A 15,795-nucleotide genomic window follows, 5' to 3' on the forward strand; every position below is an offset into this window, starting at 1 on the left:
GACAAGGCGCCATCGTAGCCAATTGCGGGCGTGCCGTCACAAGGAGTTGAGCCATGAGCTTCACGATTCGCGAAGGCGACATCACGACGCTGGCCGTCGATGCCATCGTCAACGCGGCGAACGAATCCCTCCTGGGCGGAGGCGGCGTGGACGGCGCGATCCACCGTGGCGCGGGGCCGCGGTTGCTGGCGGCCTGCCGTGCGCTCCCCGAACGCCCGCGAGGCGTTCGCTGTCCCACCGGCGAGGCGCGGATCACGCCGGGGTTCGACCTGCCCGCGCGCTTCGTGATTCATACCGTGGGACCGGTCTGGTACGGCGGCACACGCGGCGAAGCCGGGCTGCTGGCGGCCTGCTACCGCGCCAGCCTGGCCCTGGCGAAGGAGCACGGCATCGACTCCATCGCCTTCCCCGCCATCAGCGCGGGGGTCTACGGTTACCCGCCCGAGGCGGCCGCCCGGGTCGCCGTCGACACCCTGCGCGGCGCGCCGTGGAGGCCGGCGCAGGTGATCTTCTGCACGTTCGGTGCCGCGATGACGCGCGCGTACGAGACGGCGCTCAACCCCTAGCGAGGGTAGAGCGGCGGCAGGCCCGGCGTGTCGCCGGCGGCACCGACGGATTTCCAGACGAAACCCTTGGCGAACGCCGTCCGCAAGGCGCTCCGGTCGAGCGTGCCGCCAGCGAAGCGTGCGCGCTGCAGACCGGCGATCGCGACCGGTTGTGAGCCCGGGGCCAGAGCGGTCGACAGCGCACCCAGTGAGCGTATCGATGGCTGCACCGCGCGCGCCCAGATAAGCAGGTTGCGCTCGATGGCGGCAGGCTCGTCGGCGTCGACACTCTTGAGAAAAACCTCACGCGCCGGACGTTCGCGGGTCGTCGATAGCGTCGCCTCGTTCGGCCTCACGGCCGCGGCGACCCCTCCGCGTCGGCGCAGGATCACCCAGATACCGACGGTGACCAACCACAAGGCGAGCGCACCGAAGAACAGCCATCGCCACGGCAAGCCGGCTTCGACAACCGTAGAGCCCGCCGCTGACGAAGCGTCCGGCCGGACCGTTTGCGCGACCGGCGTGGTTCCGGCGGCGGCCACCGCCGCGCCGCTGGCGGGTGCGACCTCGATGTCGCGTGCCGGCAACGTCGCCACTTCGGCCTTGTCGGTCACCACGTTCCACCAGTGCAGCGTCGTCTCGGGAATATGCAGGGTTCCCGGACGCGTTGGCACCACGGCAAAGCCCTGCTGCCGGTGGCCCGTGATCCACGGCCCGCTGACGCCGCCACCGGTAACCGCCTTGTCGGGATAGACGTCCGCGCCGTCGAGCGTCGGCAGGGACAGCGCCGGCAGCGCCTCGAACGGCATGCCCGTCGCATCGAGCCGCATGGTCAGCGTCAGCGGTTGACCGACGCGGGCCTTGCCATCGGATGGCACACCGTCGAGGGCGAGTTTGAGTTCGCGGGCGGGTATCCACGCACCGCTGGCCGCAGCGGTCGGACGCGCGCGCACCTGGATGCCGCTGGGCTCGGCCACGGCATTGACGGGCGAACCCGCGCCGAAGAACGCATTGGCGTCCGTGGGATCCACCGCCGTGCCCTGAAAGGCTGGCGGCTGGATGGACAGCGCCCCGGCGCGCTGGGGAAAAATGGCGTAGTGACGCTCGACCACGTTGAACCGCCGGCCCCCGCGAACGGTCTGGAAGTTCGCGTCCTGCCCCACACGGCGGACCTCGGCCCCTTCCGCCGACGGATCGCCGAGCTGTCCATCCGCCAGATTGACGGCGAAGTACAGGCGCAGCGTGTAATCGATCTGCTGACCGACATACACCTGCGCGGGATCCGCCTTGCCCTCGAGAACGACGGACTTCTCCGCCGGTACCGCGCCGTTATCGGCGGAGGCGCTGACCTCCACCGAGAGGGGCTGTGTCCGCTGCCCACCGATGACCAGCGACGGGACGGTCAGACGACCTTCGCGACGCGGTCGCAACGCGACGCCGAGCACGGTATGCGCCTCACGGCGCCCGTTGATGATGCTGAGGTTATGGCTGGTGGATGTGCCGAGAACCACGAAGTCCTGCATGAGTGGCGCGAGGTCCGGCGACGGGTCGGCGTCGTCGGCGACTTCGATGTTCAGGGTGACGGTTTCACCCGCGCCGATCGTCGTTCGGTCGAGCGAGGCCGTTGGCCCGCTGGCTTGTGCCAGGACGACGACGGGCACGCACATCAGAAGGAAGGCGAGGATCAGGCGATGCATCGTCATTCCTCCAGCTCCGTTCCATGACGACGCTGATACTCGAGCATGAACTTTCTCCGCAACAAACCGCCCGGATCGTCCGGCACGCGAAGCAGCGCGCGCTGCACGTCCGGCGGCAATTTCGACGCGGCATCGCTGGCGGACAATGCGCCCAGATCGTGCCCCTTGCCGTCGTCCTTCGCATCCGGCTGCCCCGCCTTACCGGCGAGCGCCTGATCCATCTTTTCCTTGAGCGCCGCCTGGGCGCGATCGGCCTGCGCCTGTTCGGCGGCGGACTTGGCTGTAGCGTCGCCCTGCGGCGCCTGCCCCTTGCCGTCGTCCTTCGCCTTGTCGCCTCCCTCGCCTTCGCCTGCCTTGTTCTGCGTGCCCTTGTCGGACGCATCCTCGCCTTTTCCATCGGCGCCCGACGGCTGCCCGCTCTGGCCGTCCTGTTTATCTTTGCCGTCCTGCTGCCCGGACGACTGGCCCTTGTCCTGCTGCCCCGACTGGCCGTGCTGATCCTTGTCCCCGTTCTTCGCGTCCTGCTTGCCGCCCTTGTCCTGCTGCTGCTTCGAACCGTCTTTCTGCTGCTTCAGGTAATCCGCGACCGCCTTGCGATTGGCGATCGCGTCCTCGTCATGCGGATCGATGCGCAGCGCACGGTCGTAGGCGGCAATCGCATCCTCGTAGCGCTGCTGTTTCGCCAGCGCGTTGCCGAGGTTGTACTGCGAATCGCCGTCCTTGCCTGACTTGAGCGCCGCCTCCGCCGCCGCGAAATCCCCGGCCTTGTATGCCGCCGCACCACGCAGGGCAGGATCGCGTGCAAGCGCCTGTGCGCGCTTTGCATCGCCTTCGCGCAGGGCCTGCGCCGCCTGCTGATCGCGCGTGCGGAAGGCATCGGCCACACCATCCGCATGAGCGGGCGGCGACCATGGCAGACAGGCCATCGCCAGAACGAGCAACCAGCCACGACGAAACGCCAGCGCCACCAGCAGAAGCACGGGCAGGAGCAGCCACGGTCCGCGATCCTGCCACTCACCTGCCTTCGCGCCGGAGACGGCCTTCCCGTCACCGTCGCCGCTGAGAAAAGCCCGGAGCGCCGCGACGTCGGAGCCGCCATCCGCCACGGGAACGAAGCGGCCGCCGCCGGCGGATGCCACGGCGGACAGGGACGCGTCGTCACGGGCAGCCAGCGCGATATCGCCGCGATCGTCCTTCAGGAAACCGCCGTCCCCGGTCGGCACGGGACCGCCACGCGTCGTACCGACGCCGAGCACCGACACGGTTGCGCCGGCCGCGCGCGCGCGGCGCGCTGCCGACGCGGCGGATGCATCGGCGCGATCCGTGACGAGAACGATCGACCCGCCACGCAGATCCGCGTGACGGATGAGGTCCGCCGCCATGTCGATCGCCTTGCCCGGATCATCGCCGGTCACCGGCATGGTGTCGGGCGACAACGCCGTGAGCAGATCGTCTACGCTGTGCGCATCCGTGGTCAGCGGCGCCACGATGAATGCCTCGCCCGTGTACGCGATCAGCGCGTTCATGCCGTCCTTGTTCGCGGCATACAGTTCGCGGATCTTGTAACGCACGCGGCTGAGGCGATCCGGAACGATATCCTTCGCGAGCATGTCCGGTGACATCGATACCACGACGACCTGCCCGGCTCGCTCCGCGAACAGCGGCTGCGACTGGCGATCCCATGTGGGCCCCGCCAGCGCGAGCACGGCGAGCGACGATGCCGCGACCACCGCCGCGACCGGCGCGCGCGATGCCGCGGGCTTGCCGTCGAGCAGATACGGAAGCAAGGCGGGGTCCGCGATCCGGGACAAGGCGCGGGACTCTCCCGAGCGACGCCCCACGATCCACCCGATGACGGGCACGAGGATCAGCAACCACAGCCAGCGTGGTTCGAGGAAATGAAAGTCGGCGATCCAGGTGCTCATGCGCGCACTCTCCCACCCAGGTAACGAGGCAGCGCGGCCAACGCGAGCAAACCCAGCGCGACGACGAGAGGCCAGCGAAACAGTTCGACATGCGGACGCAGGGCGGCGCCCTGCTGCGGCACCGGCTCGAGCGCGTCGATGGCCCGATAGGCGTTCGCCAGTTCATCCGTATCCGTTGCGCGGAAGAACCGCCCACCGGTCTGGTTGGCGATGTCGGTCAGCATGCCTACGTCCAGGTCGGCCGACGGATTGACCGTGCGGCTGCCGAAAAAGTCGGGCACGCGCATCGCTGTGGCACCGATGCCGATCGTATAGACACGAACGCCTGCGGCCTTCGCCGCGCGTGCCGCTTCGCGCGGCGCGATCGACCCCGCGTTGTTCACGCCATCGGTCAGCAGGACGACGACGCGCGCCTGCTCGGGCATGTCGGCGAGACGCTTTACGGCGACAGCCAGCGCATCGCCGATGGCGGTTTCCCGTCCCGGCAGGCCGACGACGGCGCCATGCAACTGCGCGCGCACCGCGTCGAGATCGTACGTCAGCGGCGTCACCAGGTACGCCTGCGATCCGAACAGGATGAGCCCCAGCTCATCGCCCGCACGTCGGTCGATGAAATCGCCCGCGATCGCTTCGACCGCGGCGAAACGCGTCACCGTGCGTCCTGCCAGGCGCATGTCGTCGAGCGCCATGCTGCCCGAGAGATCGACGGCGAGCATCGTCGCACGCCCGCTGCGCTGCTGCGGCTCCGGCGGGCCGAGTCGCTGCGGCCGTGCCGCCGCGGTGACCAGACAGAGCCACGCCAGCGCCAGCAACAACGTCGATGCGAATGGCGCACGCATCCGGGCGGCCTGCATCAACGTCAGGCCGGGCTGTGGAAGATTCATTGCCTGCGCTGGCTTCACCGGTCGCAGGACGCGACGCAGGAGCCACGGCAGTGGCAGCGCGAGGAACACCCAGGGCCACGCGAAATCAGGCACCGACATGCGTCTTCGCCCTCCCCGCATGCGGACGCTGCGCGTCGCGACGCATCGCCTGGCGGACCCAGGCCTCGGCGTCGCGAGCCACGACGGATGCGTCGAGCGATACCGCGGGGCGGTACAAGGCGACATCGAGCTCGGCGATGCGCGTGACATCCTGCCGGGGCGCCATCGACGCCAGCGCATCACGCCACGCGGCGCCGCGCAGGGTCACGGTTCGTGGATCGCGCGTGCGCGCCACGCGCCTGATCAGCTGACTGACCGTCGTCGCGAACGCCGCGGCGTCGCCGTCCTGCGCATGGCGCCGCGATGCGTCACGCAGTTCCTGCAACGTGCCGTCGACGTACCGATGCCACGCGGCACGTCTGCGCCAGGCCAGGATCAGCACCGCGGCAACGATCAGCAGCAGCGCGGCCAGCACCCACCAGCCCGGTGCCAATGGCCACCATGCGGAGACGTGCGGCACGTGAACATCGCGCAAGCGGGGTCCCTGATCCGGCATCAGCGCGTCCTCCTCGTACCCAGCAACGCGGTGACCGCGTCGAGCGGATCGTCGGTGGTGTCGATCGTGCGCACGCGCAGGCCAAGACCGCCCGCCAGTGCGGTCAGTCTGCGCTGCCCTTCGCCGAGGCCGCGGGCGAACTCCTCGCGCTGTCGATCGCCCTGAAGGGCGATGTCGTAATGCGTACCGCGGTAAGCGAAGGGGTAGCGACCGGCGGGCGGTTCGCTGAGCTCTAGCGCATCGGCGACGCCCAGCACCGAGACTTCAGCCTTGCCGACCAGCCCGAGCATGCGGCCACGTGCGGCCTCGTCCACGGCGAATCCGTCGCTGATCAACAGAACGCGCGACGCACCGTGCATCAATCGTCCCGCCCGCTGCAGCGCGGAAGACAGCGACTCATCGCCATCCGCGGGGAGCGCATCCCATGCGGCGATCGCACCGAGCACCGTCAGCGCGCCACGCGCTCCGCCCTGAGGCCTGACGACCTGGCGTTGTCCGCCAAAGGCAAGCACGCCCACGCGCTCCGTGCCGCGCAGTGCGTACCAGGCGGCTGTCGCCGCCGCTCGCGCGGCCTGCACGGACTTGAAGCGCGTGCGCGTTCCAAAACGCATGCTTGCGTTCATGTCCAGCAGGATCAGCAGGCGTCCCTCGCGCTCTTCCTGAAAGAGTTTGGTATGCGCGACACCGCTTCGCGCCGTCAGGCGCCAGTCCATGCGGCGCACATCGTCACCGGCCTGGTAGACGCGGGATTCGGCGTAGTCCATGCCCCGGCCATGCAGCCGCGCCGGGCGCTGGCCATGTCGCGGAGCGCGCGATATGACCTGGGGAGCAGGTGCACGCGTGACGCGGGAGCGCAGGGCGATCAGTTCCGGGAGCGAGACGTGGACGCGCCCTTCGACGTCGGTGACAGCGGCATTCACGGCAGCGGCACGAGGTCCAGCAGGCGATCGATCACCGTATCCACGCGCACGCCTTCCGCTTCGGCCTCGTAGCTCGGCAACACGCGATGGCGAAGCACCTCGTGGGCGATCGCATGAATATCCTCCGGGAGGACATAATCGCGACCGGCGAGCCACGCGTGCGCGCGCGCACAGCGGTCCAGCGCGATGGTGGCACGCGGGCTGGCACCCCAGGCGATCCAGCGCGCCAGCTCCGCGCCGTATTTGCCGGCCTCGCGCGTGGCGACGACCAGCTGCGTGATATACAGCTCCAGCGGCGCCGCCATGTGTACCGAGAGCACCGCGTCGCGCGCGGCGAAGACGTCCGCCGGGCGCAGCATGTGTGCCGGTGGCGGCGCCGGATGCATGACCTCGCGGGCCTGCTGACGCGCGAGACGGAGAATGGCGAGTTCCGCCTCGGCGTCCGGGTAGCCGATGGTCACGTGCATCAGGAAACGGTCGAGCTGGGCTTCGGGCAGTGCGAACGTCCCTTCCTGCTCGATCGGGTTCTGGGTGGCCATCACCATGAAGAGGTCAGGCAGCGGCCAGGTGCGGCGGCCGATGGTGATCTGCCGTTCGGCCATCGCCTCGAGCAGCGCGGACTGGACTTTCGCCGGTGCGCGATTGATCTCGTCGGCAAGCACGATGTTATGGAACAGCGGCCCGCGTTCGAATTCGAACGTGCCGGTCTGCGACCGGAAGATATCGGTGCCGGTCAGGTCGGCGGGCAACAGGTCGGGCGTGAACTGGATGCGGTGGAAGTCGGCTTCCACGCGCGTCGCCAGCGCCTTGATGGCCGTCGTCTTGGCCAGACCGGGCGCGCCTTCGACCAGCAGGTGCCCGTCGGCCAGCAGGGCGATGAGCAGGCATTCGACCAGGTGAGGTTGCCCGATGATGCCCCGGGTCAGTTCCTCGCGCAGGCGGACGAAGGCCTCCTGGAGCGGGGTCGTGGCGGCTGGCGTCTCGGACATCGCGGTTCTCGTGTCGGTGGAAGTCCCCGATGAGACCACAGAGAGGCCGGGAAGTTTAGGCCCGGATGTCGTTCACGGGGAACGAAACGAAAAAGGCGGCCACGAGGGCCGCCTTTTTCGTTGTCCAGACGACGCCCTTACTGCAGCGCGTCGGACAGGATCCGCGGCGTGACGAAGATCAGCAGCTCGGCCTTGTCGTTGGTCCGCGCGGTGTGGCGGAACAGGACGCCCAGGCCGGGGATATCGCCGAGACCGGGGACCTTCTCGGTCGTGTTGGTCTTGGTGATCTCGTAGATGCCACCGAGGACGACGGTCTGACCGTTGTCGACGAGCACCGAGGTGTTGATTTCGCGGGTGTCGATCTGCGGGACCGAACCGCCGCCCGGGCTGGCGACGAACTGGGCCAGCGCGTCCTTCTTCACGTTGATCTTCAGGTACACGCGGCTGTCGGCGGTAATCGTCGGCGTCACACGCAGCTCGAGCACGGCATCCTTGAACTGGACCGTGGCGTTCTGCGCGCCGCCGCCGGAGCTCGAGGCCTGGTAGGTCACATAACCGATCTGCTGACCCTGCTTGATGACCGCTTCCTGCTGGTTGGCCGTGATCACACGCGGGCTCGAGATCAGCTCGCTGCGACCCTCGGTCTGCGCCGCCGAAAGCTCGAGGTCGACCAGATAGTTCGCACCCAGGATCGCCAGGCCGATGCTGCCCGAGGGGTTCGCGACCGGCAGGTTGACGTTGTAGCCACCCGGCAGGCTGACCGCGGCAGGCGTCGGGATCGTCCCCGTGCCGCCGTTGGCATTGTACTGGTTCACCGCGTTGGTATAGCCGACATCGCTGTTGTGGACGCTGGTAACCAGACCGCCCGTGCCGCCGGCCGTGGTACCGGTGGAGCCGCTGCTCAGATCCGGCGACGTACCGACGACCTGGTTGGCGTTGTTGTGGTTGTATCCCTGGACGCCCCAGCGCACACCCAGCTCGCGGGTGAAGGTATCGGTCGCCACCACGATGCGCGACTCGATCAGCACCTGCTGCACCGGACGATCGAGGGTACCGATCAGCTCGCGCAGGTCACGGATCTTGTCCGGCGTGTCGTTGATCAGCAGCGTGTTGGTGCGGTCGTCGAACGAGACGCTGCCACGCGGGGAAAGGAAGCCACGCGTCGTATTGGAGCCGCTGCTGCCACCGCCGCCCTGCATGCTGCCCTGGGTCAGCAGCTTGGCGATGTCTTCCGCCTTGCCGTAGCTGATCGGGATGTAATCGGACACCAGCTCCGCGGAATCCTGGGCCTTCTGACGAGCGTCGGCAAGGCTCTGCTCGTAGCTGGCAAGCTCGGCCTGCGGAGCGATCCAGACGACGTTGCCGCTGCGACGCTTGTCCAGACCCTTGGCCCGCAGAATCACATCCAGCGCCTGATCCCACGGCGTGTTGACCAGTCGCAGGGTGACGCTGCCGCCGACGCTGTCGGAGGCGACCAGATTGAGCTTGGCTTCGTCCGCGATCAGCTGAAGGGCCGAACGCACGGGAATGTCCTGGAAGTTGAAGGTCAGACGCGAACCCGAATACGTCGGATCCTGACCCTTCGCGGCCTTACCCGTCGGGGCGGCGGCCTTCTTCGGCGCCACTTCGACGACATAATCGCTGCCGCTCTGATAGGCCGAGACTTCGACATCACCCTTGGTGCGGACATCCAGGCGGGCACCGCCGGGAGCCGACTTCGGTTCGATCGACTGCACCGGCGTGGCGAAGTCGAGCACGTCGAGACGCTGAGCGAGCTTGGGCGGCAGCGACGAACCCGACAGGCTGACGATCACGTGGTCGCCTTCGCGGTGCATTTCCGGCGTCGTCGCCGAGCTGCCCAGCGTGACCAGCACGCGGCCTTCGCCGTTCGGCCCGCGACGGAAGTCGATGTTCGATACCGGCGTGCCGGCTGACGAAGGCAACGCCTTGGTCGGATCGGAAACGGTCGCCGTCGTCGTCGTGGCACCCGTCGGACCGTTGTTCACGGTGACGACGAGGTTCTTGCCATCGACGCGCGTGCGGTATGCCGACTCACGGAAAAGCTCGACCGTGACGCGGGTCTTGCCACCGGCGGAGACCACCGACACGCCCGATGTCGAACCCTTGCCGATATCGAGATGGCGGGTGCTGTAGCTGTTGGTGGTGTCCGGAAGGTCGATCGCGATACGCGGCGGATTGTTGGTCGTGAAGACCTTCGGATCCGGTGCCTTTTCCGAGAAAGCCAGCCGGAGTTCGATGCGGCCGCCGGGCTGCGCGTCGTAGCTCACGTTCTGCAACGTGTTCTCCGCCGACGCGGCACTGGCGAAACCGCCGGCGAAGGCCAGCGCGGTGCCGAGGATCCAGCGGCGCGTGCGAAGACGCGCGCTACCCGGCAGATGATTCAGTTTGGTCGTCATGTGCGTCATCCCCGAGTTCTTATTTTTCGCCGACCGCGATGCTTGCCGGACGCTCCATCCAGCCGCCCGAGCCATTCGGCACCAGTTCGACCAGATCGATCCGATCCTCGCCAACGGCCGTGATGCGTCCGTAGGCCTGCCCCATGTACTCATTGCGATGGACACGATGGATCACCCCACCGGGATCCTTCACAAGCGCCTCCAGGTTTGCACCAGCACCAACCGTGCCAACCATCTTGAGAGCGTCGAGGCCGAACATTTCCAAGGGTTCCTTCGGACGGTTTTCGTCCGGACGGGGACCACTGGCGACATTGCTGTCCATTTCAGCCGTGCTCGGGCTGAAGGGATCGCGTGCGCCCTGGTCCTGGTAAGCGAACGTCTCGAACGTGCGGATCACCGGCAACGGCGGGATCGGCTCGCCTTTCTTGTGTTTTTCGGCGTCGACCCACTCGCGCAGGTCGGACGTGCCCTTGGTGCAACCGGCGAGCGAAATGACACCGAACAGCGCGACGGCCAGCGGGCGGGCGAGGGAGTAATGGCGATTCATCACTTATTCCCCTTCTGCAGCTTGCTCTTCGCCTGCGGCGTCTCGTCGTCCTCGAGGTAGCGATAGGTCTTCACGGTGCCCTGGAGAACCAGCTGGCCGTTGCCGGCCGCCTTCTTGTCGGTGCTCTTCGGGCTCAGCGAGACGTCGTGCAGCGTCAGAATCACGACGCGGGGCAACGAGGCCACGCCACTGATGAAGGTGCCGAACTGGTGGTAAGTACCGACCATGCGCAGCGTGATCGGCTTCTCGGCGTAGAAGTCCTTCGGCGTTTCCGGACCGGGCTGGAACAGCTCGGTCTCGATGCCCGCGGCCAGCGCCGTCTGCGAGATGTCGATCAGCAGTTCGGGCATTTCCGTCTTGCTCGGCAGCTGACGCAGCAGGGTCCGCAACATGTCCTGCATGTCGGACAGCTGCTGCTCCAGGGCCTCGAGATTGGCGGACTTGGCCTGCTTCTGCGAGAACTCGGACTTGAGACTGGTTTCCTTGGACTCGGCGCTGGCCAGGTCGTCCTGCTGGCTGCTGATCTGGAAGTACCAGCCAGCCAGCACCACGATCACGAAGACCAGGCCGGTGAAAAACATTTTGATGGGCTTCGGCCAGCCACCGACATTGTGCCGATCGAGATTGCGCAGATCGTCAAAGAATTTCATTGTTTGACTCCTGCCGGGGCGGCGGCAGCCGCAGGCGTGGCCGCCGGCGGAGTGGCAGGCGCAGCCGGTGCCGCCGCGGGTGCGGGAGCACCCGGGCTGGCCGTAACGGCATTGGCGGCGTTGACCAGCGGCGCGGGCACCGCGGCGGCCGGCGGGGCGACCGTGGAGGCACCGGCGGGGGCGCCGTCCTGCGGATTGTCGCCCGGGCTCTTCAGGTGGACGTCGAGACCGAAGGCATACGGCATGCGCGAGGCGTCATGCGTGTTCTCGGTCTTGCGCAGGTCGGCATGGCCCATCCAGGGCGACGCCTCGACGTTGCGCATGTACTCGGCCACGCTGGAGTTCGACTGGGCGACGCCATCGAGCGACATCGAGTCACCCGACTGCTTCATGCCGGCCAGGCGAGCCGATGCCGGGATCGTCTTCACCAGTTCGTCGAACAGGTGGACCATCTGCGAGCGGTTGGCCTGCAGCTGTTCGATGATCTGCTTACGCTGGAGCAGATCGGCCCTGACCTTCTCCAGATCCTTGATCTTCGCGATGCGATCGTCGAGCTGCTTGATCTCGGTGGTCAGGTAGTCGTTTCGCTCGTTCTGGTTGTCGATCCGGGCGTCCATCCACAGCGACCAGCCGATCAGCACCACGAGGGCGGCGCCAAAGGCCAGACCGAGCTGGATGTAGAACTCCCGCTCGCGCTGTTTACGGCGCTCGGCACGCCAGGGAAGTAGGTTGATCCGTGCCATCAGTCGAAGCTCCTCATGGCGAGGCCGACGGCAATCATCAGCGCGGGGGCGTCCTGGGCCAGGGTCTGTGCCTGCACGCGGCTGGACAGCGACATGCGCGCCAAGGGGTTGGCGACGACGCACGGCACGCCCAGCTGCTGCTCGAGCAACTCGGTGATGCCGTCGATCGCGGCGCAACCGCCAGCGAGAACCACCTGGTCGACGCGGCTGTATTCGCTACCGGCGAAGAAGAACTGGAGCAGGCGGCTGACCTGCTGGACCAGCGACTCCTTGAACGGCTCCAGTGCTTCCATCTCGTACGACTCGGGCAGGCCGCCCTTGCGCTTGGCACGACCGGCTTCCTCATAGGAAAGGCCGTAGCGACGCATGATTTCGTCGGTCAGCTGCTTGCCGCCGAAGACCTGCTCGCGCGAGTAGATGGTCCGCTGGTTCTTCAGTACCGCCAGCGTGGTCATGGTCGCGCCGATGTCGACCACCGCCACCAGGGCGTCGCGCGACACCGCGAGCTGGTCGGCGACCATCCCGAAGGCGTTCTCCATGGCGAAGGCCTCGACGTCGACCACGCGGGCGGTCAGACCGCCCAGGTCGAGCGCGGCGATGCGCATGTCCACGTTTTCGGTGCGGGAGGCCGCCAGAAGCACGTTATTCATTTCCGGGTTGTCGCGAACCGGCCCCATGACCTCGAAATCGAGGCTGACTTCCTCGATCGGGTAGGGGATGTACTGGTTCGCTTCGACCTGGATCTGCCCCTCGAGGTCGTCCTCGGAGAGATCGGCGGACATGGGAATGATGCGGGTGATCACGGCCGAACCCGCCACGGCCGCTGCCGCGTGCTTGAGCTTGGACCCGGACCGGGCCAGGGCGCGGCGAATGGCTTCGCCTACCGCCTCGACCTCGACGATGTTCTTTTCAACGACGGCATTAGGCGGCAACGGCTCAACGGCGTAGTGCTCGACGCGGTAGCGTCCACCTGCCTGACTGAGCTGCAGCAGCTTTACTGCGGTCGAACTGATATCGACGCCGATGAGCGGCGCCGCCTTGGGTGTAAAGAGCCCCACGTTGTCCCCCTTCCCCGCGCCTTGTCGGAATTGGTCTTCGGCGCGAAGGCATTAGATCTAAAACTTAACGGATTGGCAACGGGCCGTTTCAGCCCTTACCGGCACTAATTCACAAATCCTGTCACTGGGTTAGCGAAACCCTCTCACACCCCGTCGAACCCGGGTCACCCGCCCCACCCCCCGGCGAGGCTCTATACTCCGCGACGACCCATCCGCCGGTGACCCCCTCTCTTCCATGCGAATTCTCAAGCGTCTGCTGCGCATCGCGCTGTATCTCGCCCTGGCCGGCATCCTTTTCGTGGCGGGCGCCATCGGCGTCGCCTACTGGCTCCTGGCGCCACGCCTGCCTTCCGTGGCGGTCCTGCGCGACTATCACATGCAGGTTCCCTTACGAGTCCTGAGCTCGGATGGACGCCTGATCGCCTCCTTCGGTGAAACCCGCCGCGTCCCCGTCCACATCGCCGACGTTCCGGCACGCCTCAAGAATGCTGTCTTATCGGCCGAGGACGGGGATTTCTATAGCCACCCGGGTGTCGACTGGCACGGCATCGCCCGCGCGGGCATCCACGTGATCGTTTCCGGCGGTGACAAGGGACCCGGCGGCTCGACCATCACCCAGCAGGTGGCGCGCAACTTCTTCCTCAGCCCCGAGAAGCTCTATTCGCGCAAGCTGACGGAAGTCTTCATCGCGCTGCGCATGGAGAACGAGCTGACCAAGGACCAGATCCTCGAGCTCTATATCAACAAGATGTTCCTGGGCCACCGGTCCTACGGACTGGCCGCCGCGGCCTCGTATTACTACGGCAAGACCCTCGACCAGCTGACGGTGGCCGAATGCGCGTCGCTGGCGTCCACGTTCCAGTTGCCATCGGTGGTCAATCCGCTGAACAACCAGGCGCGACTGGTCACCCGGCGCAACTGGGTGCTGGGCCAGATGCTGTCGAACCGGTTCATCACCAAGGCCGAATACGACGAGGCCGTGAAGGAGCCCAACGACGCCTTCCCGCACGAGCAGCAGATCGAAGTCGATGCGCCGTACCTCGCCGAGATGGTCCGCCAGCAGGTGCTGGAGAAGCTGGGCAACGACGCCCTGACCGAAGGTTATGTCGTGCGCACCACCGTGCCGAGCGACAGTCAGGCCGCCGCCAACGACGCGCTGCGCGGACGCCTGTCCGCCTATGACCGCCGCCATGGCTATCGTGGCCCCGAGGGTCACGAGGAACTGCCCGCGCAGGCTGGCCCCGAGGACTACGACCGCGTTCTCGCGGGCTACACGAGCGTGGCCGGCATGATGCCCGGCATCGTGACCGCGACCGGCGCGAAGGAGGCCACGGTGTACCTGTCCGCCAAGGAAACCGCCACCATCAGCCTCGAGTCGATCGCCTGGGCCCGGCCCTACGTCAACGAAGGTCGCGCGGGAGCCGCTCCGACACGCGTCGACACGGTGCTCAAGCGTGGCGACGTCGTCCGCCTGATCCGCAGCGAGAAGGACGACCTGTCCGAAAACGCCAGCGCCGCCGACACCGCCAAGGTCAGCACCGAGTCCCATCCCGAGCCGGCCAGGGGGCCGTGGCGCCTGACCCAGATTCCGGCCGTGCAGGCCGCCCTCGTGTCGCTGGACCCGGAAGACGGCGCGGTCCGCGCACTGGTCGGCGGTTTCAGCTTCGTACGGTCCAAGTTCAACCGCGCGGTCATGGCCGCACGGCAGCCGGGTTCGAGCTTCAAGCCCTATCTCTACTCGGCCGCGTTCGAGCGTGGGTTCACACCCGCATCCATCGTCAACGACGCGCCGGTGGCCTTCCCCGACCCGTCGCGCCCCGACGGCATGTGGACACCCGCGAACGACGACGGAAAGTTCGCCGGCCCCATGCGCCTTCGCGAGGCGCTCGTGCAGTCGAAGAATCTGGTCTCCGTCCGCCTGCTGGACGCGATCGGCCTGCGCTTCGCCCGCGATTACATGACGCGCTTCGGCTTCACGCCGGACGCCCTGCCCCAGAACCTCTCGCTGGCGCTGGGTACGGCCTCGGTCTCGCCGATGAGCATGGCGCGCGGCTATGCGGTGTTCGCCAACGGCGGGTACCTCATCACGCCCTACTTCATCTCGCGCATCGACGATCGCGACGGCAAGCCGGTTTACGTGGCGAACCCCGAGCGCGCGTGCTCGGATTGCCAGGAGCGCCTGCTCAATCCGACGCCCGCCGGCCCGCCGACCCAGCCATCGACGGCGCTGATCCCGGCCAAGCCGGCCGCCGCGAGCACGGCCGCCGGTAGCGGTACCGGTGATGCGGTGTTGCCTGCCGACGCCCACGACAATACCGCGCAGGCGCCCAAGCTGGCGCCGCACGTGATCGACGTGCGCAACGATTACCTGGTGACCTCGCTGATGCAGGACGTGGTCAAGCGCGGCACGGGCTCGGCGGCGCGCGCGCTCGGTCGCGACGATATCGCCGGCAAGACGGGCTCGACCAACGACCACCGCGACGCCTGGTTCGTCGGCTTCAACGGCGATGTCTCCACCGCCGTCTGGGTCGGCTTCGACGACTTCGGCTCCCTGGGTCGCGGCGAGTTCGGCGCCAAGGCGGCCTTGCCGATCTGGATGGACTACATGGGCGCCGTGCTAAAGGACAAGCCGTCGCATACGCTGGCCATGCCTCCGGGCATCGCCACGGTGCAGATCGATCCGGGCTCCGGCCTGCCCTCACCGGGCGGCATGAACGAAATCATGAAGGTCGAGGATGTCGATCGTCTTCGCGAACAGGCGGCGCAGAAACAGCAGGAGGATCAGCAGGAACACGCCTACGACATCTTCTGATACGTCCACATTA

The 15,795-nt window shown here is 67.2% G+C and carries 13 protein-coding genes; 2 read left to right on the forward strand and 11 right to left on the reverse strand.

Annotated features, from left to right (window positions below; all coding sequences use genetic code 11):
• Nucleotides 1-53: 53 nt before the first annotated feature.
• The gene (locus J2X57_RS05700) at nt 54-566 is read left to right on the forward strand and encodes an O-acetyl-ADP-ribose deacetylase (protein WP_308846166.1); all 513 of its coding nucleotides are present in this window, start codon (nt 54-56) and stop codon (nt 564-566) included.
• Here J2X57_RS05700 and J2X57_RS05705 read toward each other — a convergent pair.
• The 11 genes from J2X57_RS05705 to J2X57_RS05755 all read right to left on the reverse strand — a co-directional run bounded on the left by J2X57_RS05705 (nt 563) and on the right by J2X57_RS05755 (nt 12,970).
• The gene (locus tag J2X57_RS05705; protein ID WP_308851622.1) at nt 563-2,242 is read right to left on the reverse strand and encodes a BatD family protein; all 1,680 of its coding nucleotides are present in this window, start codon (nt 2,240-2,242) and stop codon (nt 563-565) included. The two genes, J2X57_RS05700 and J2X57_RS05705, sit on opposite strands and share 4 nt — an antisense overlap.
• Nucleotides 2,243-2,244: 2 nt before the next feature.
• Nucleotides 2,245-4,167, reverse strand: coding sequence for a tetratricopeptide repeat protein (locus tag J2X57_RS05710; protein WP_043696070.1), 1,923 nt, complete (start codon nt 4,165-4,167; stop codon nt 2,245-2,247).
• Nucleotides 4,164-5,144 carry a VWA domain-containing protein gene (locus J2X57_RS05715; protein ID WP_043698355.1) on the reverse strand — a complete coding sequence of 327 codons (981 nt, stop codon included), beginning with the start codon at nt 5,142-5,144 and terminating at the stop codon, nt 4,164-4,166. The genes J2X57_RS05710 and J2X57_RS05715 overlap by 4 nt, the downstream gene beginning before the upstream one ends.
• A complete protein-coding gene (locus J2X57_RS05720; protein WP_309864803.1) occupies nt 5,137-5,625 on the reverse strand; it encodes a DUF4381 domain-containing protein in 489 nt (162 codons plus the stop codon). Before J2X57_RS05720 ends, J2X57_RS05715 begins: the two co-directional genes overlap by 8 nt.
• Nucleotides 5,626-5,645: 20 nt before the next feature.
• On the reverse strand, nt 5,646-6,566 hold the full coding sequence (locus J2X57_RS05725) for a DUF58 domain-containing protein (RefSeq protein WP_309864805.1): 921 nt from the start codon (nt 6,564-6,566) through the stop codon (nt 5,646-5,648).
• Nucleotides 6,563-7,555 carry a MoxR family ATPase gene (locus J2X57_RS05730; RefSeq protein WP_036110165.1) on the reverse strand — a complete coding sequence of 331 codons (993 nt, stop codon included), beginning with the start codon at nt 7,553-7,555 and terminating at the stop codon, nt 6,563-6,565. The genes J2X57_RS05725 and J2X57_RS05730 overlap by 4 nt, the downstream gene beginning before the upstream one ends.
• A gap of 137 nt (nt 7,556-7,692) precedes the next feature.
• A complete protein-coding gene (locus J2X57_RS05735) occupies nt 7,693-9,972 on the reverse strand; it encodes a type IV pilus secretin PilQ (RefSeq protein ID WP_309864807.1) in 2,280 nt (759 codons plus the stop codon).
• A 19-nt stretch (nt 9,973-9,991) separates the two neighbouring features.
• Complete coding sequence (locus J2X57_RS05740; protein ID WP_036110163.1) at nt 9,992-10,519, reverse strand: pilus assembly protein PilP; 528 nt, start codon at nt 10,517-10,519, stop codon at nt 9,992-9,994.
• Nucleotides 10,519-11,169, reverse strand: coding sequence for a type 4a pilus biogenesis protein PilO (gene pilO, locus J2X57_RS05745; RefSeq protein WP_036110159.1), 651 nt, complete (start codon nt 11,167-11,169; stop codon nt 10,519-10,521). The genes J2X57_RS05740 and pilO overlap by 1 nt, the downstream gene beginning before the upstream one ends.
• Nucleotides 11,166-11,912, reverse strand: coding sequence for a PilN domain-containing protein (locus J2X57_RS05750; RefSeq protein WP_036110156.1), 747 nt, complete (start codon nt 11,910-11,912; stop codon nt 11,166-11,168). Before J2X57_RS05750 ends, pilO begins: the two co-directional genes overlap by 4 nt.
• Nucleotides 11,912-12,970 (reverse strand): pilus assembly protein PilM, encoded by a 1,059-nt coding sequence (locus tag J2X57_RS05755; RefSeq protein WP_036110152.1) that lies wholly within the window; start codon nt 12,968-12,970, stop codon nt 11,912-11,914. The genes J2X57_RS05750 and J2X57_RS05755 overlap by 1 nt, the downstream gene beginning before the upstream one ends.
• 235 nt (nt 12,971-13,205) lie before the next feature.
• On the opposite strand from J2X57_RS05755, the gene J2X57_RS05760 reads away from it, so the two are divergent.
• On the forward strand, nt 13,206-15,782 hold the full coding sequence (locus J2X57_RS05760) for a penicillin-binding protein 1A (protein WP_309864817.1): 2,577 nt from the start codon (nt 13,206-13,208) through the stop codon (nt 15,780-15,782).
• Nucleotides 15,783-15,795: the final 13 nt, after the last annotated feature.

The organism is Luteibacter sp. 1214 (assembly GCF_031455395.1).
GTDB lineage: Bacteria > Pseudomonadota > Gammaproteobacteria > Xanthomonadales > Rhodanobacteraceae > Luteibacter > Luteibacter mycovicinus.

Bases quoted from the DNA above. Each gene is read 5' to 3' on its own strand.
- J2X57_RS05760 (WP_309864817.1), top strand. From the start codon at position 13,206: ATGCGAATTCTCAAGCGTCTGCTGCGCATCGCGCTGTATCTCGCCCTG.
- J2X57_RS05735 (WP_309864807.1), bottom strand. From the start codon at position 9,972: ATGACGACCAAACTGAATCATCTGCCGGGTAGCGCGCGTCTTCGCACG.
- J2X57_RS05705 (WP_308851622.1), bottom strand. From the start codon at position 2,242: ATGCATCGCCTGATCCTCGCCTTCCTTCTGATGTGCGTGCCCGTCGTC.
- pilO (WP_036110159.1), bottom strand. From the start codon at position 11,169: ATGAAATTCTTTGACGATCTGCGCAATCTCGATCGGCACAATGTCGGT.
- J2X57_RS05740 (WP_036110163.1), bottom strand. From the start codon at position 10,519: ATGAATCGCCATTACTCCCTCGCCCGCCCGCTGGCCGTCGCGCTGTTC.
- J2X57_RS05730 (WP_036110165.1), bottom strand. From the start codon at position 7,555: ATGTCCGAGACGCCAGCCGCCACGACCCCGCTCCAGGAGGCCTTCGTC.
- J2X57_RS05750 (WP_036110156.1), bottom strand. From the start codon at position 11,912: ATGGCACGGATCAACCTACTTCCCTGGCGTGCCGAGCGCCGTAAACAG.
- J2X57_RS05710 (WP_043696070.1), bottom strand. From the start codon at position 4,167: ATGAGCACCTGGATCGCCGACTTTCATTTCCTCGAACCACGCTGGCTG.
- J2X57_RS05700 (WP_308846166.1), top strand. From the start codon at position 54: ATGAGCTTCACGATTCGCGAAGGCGACATCACGACGCTGGCCGTCGAT.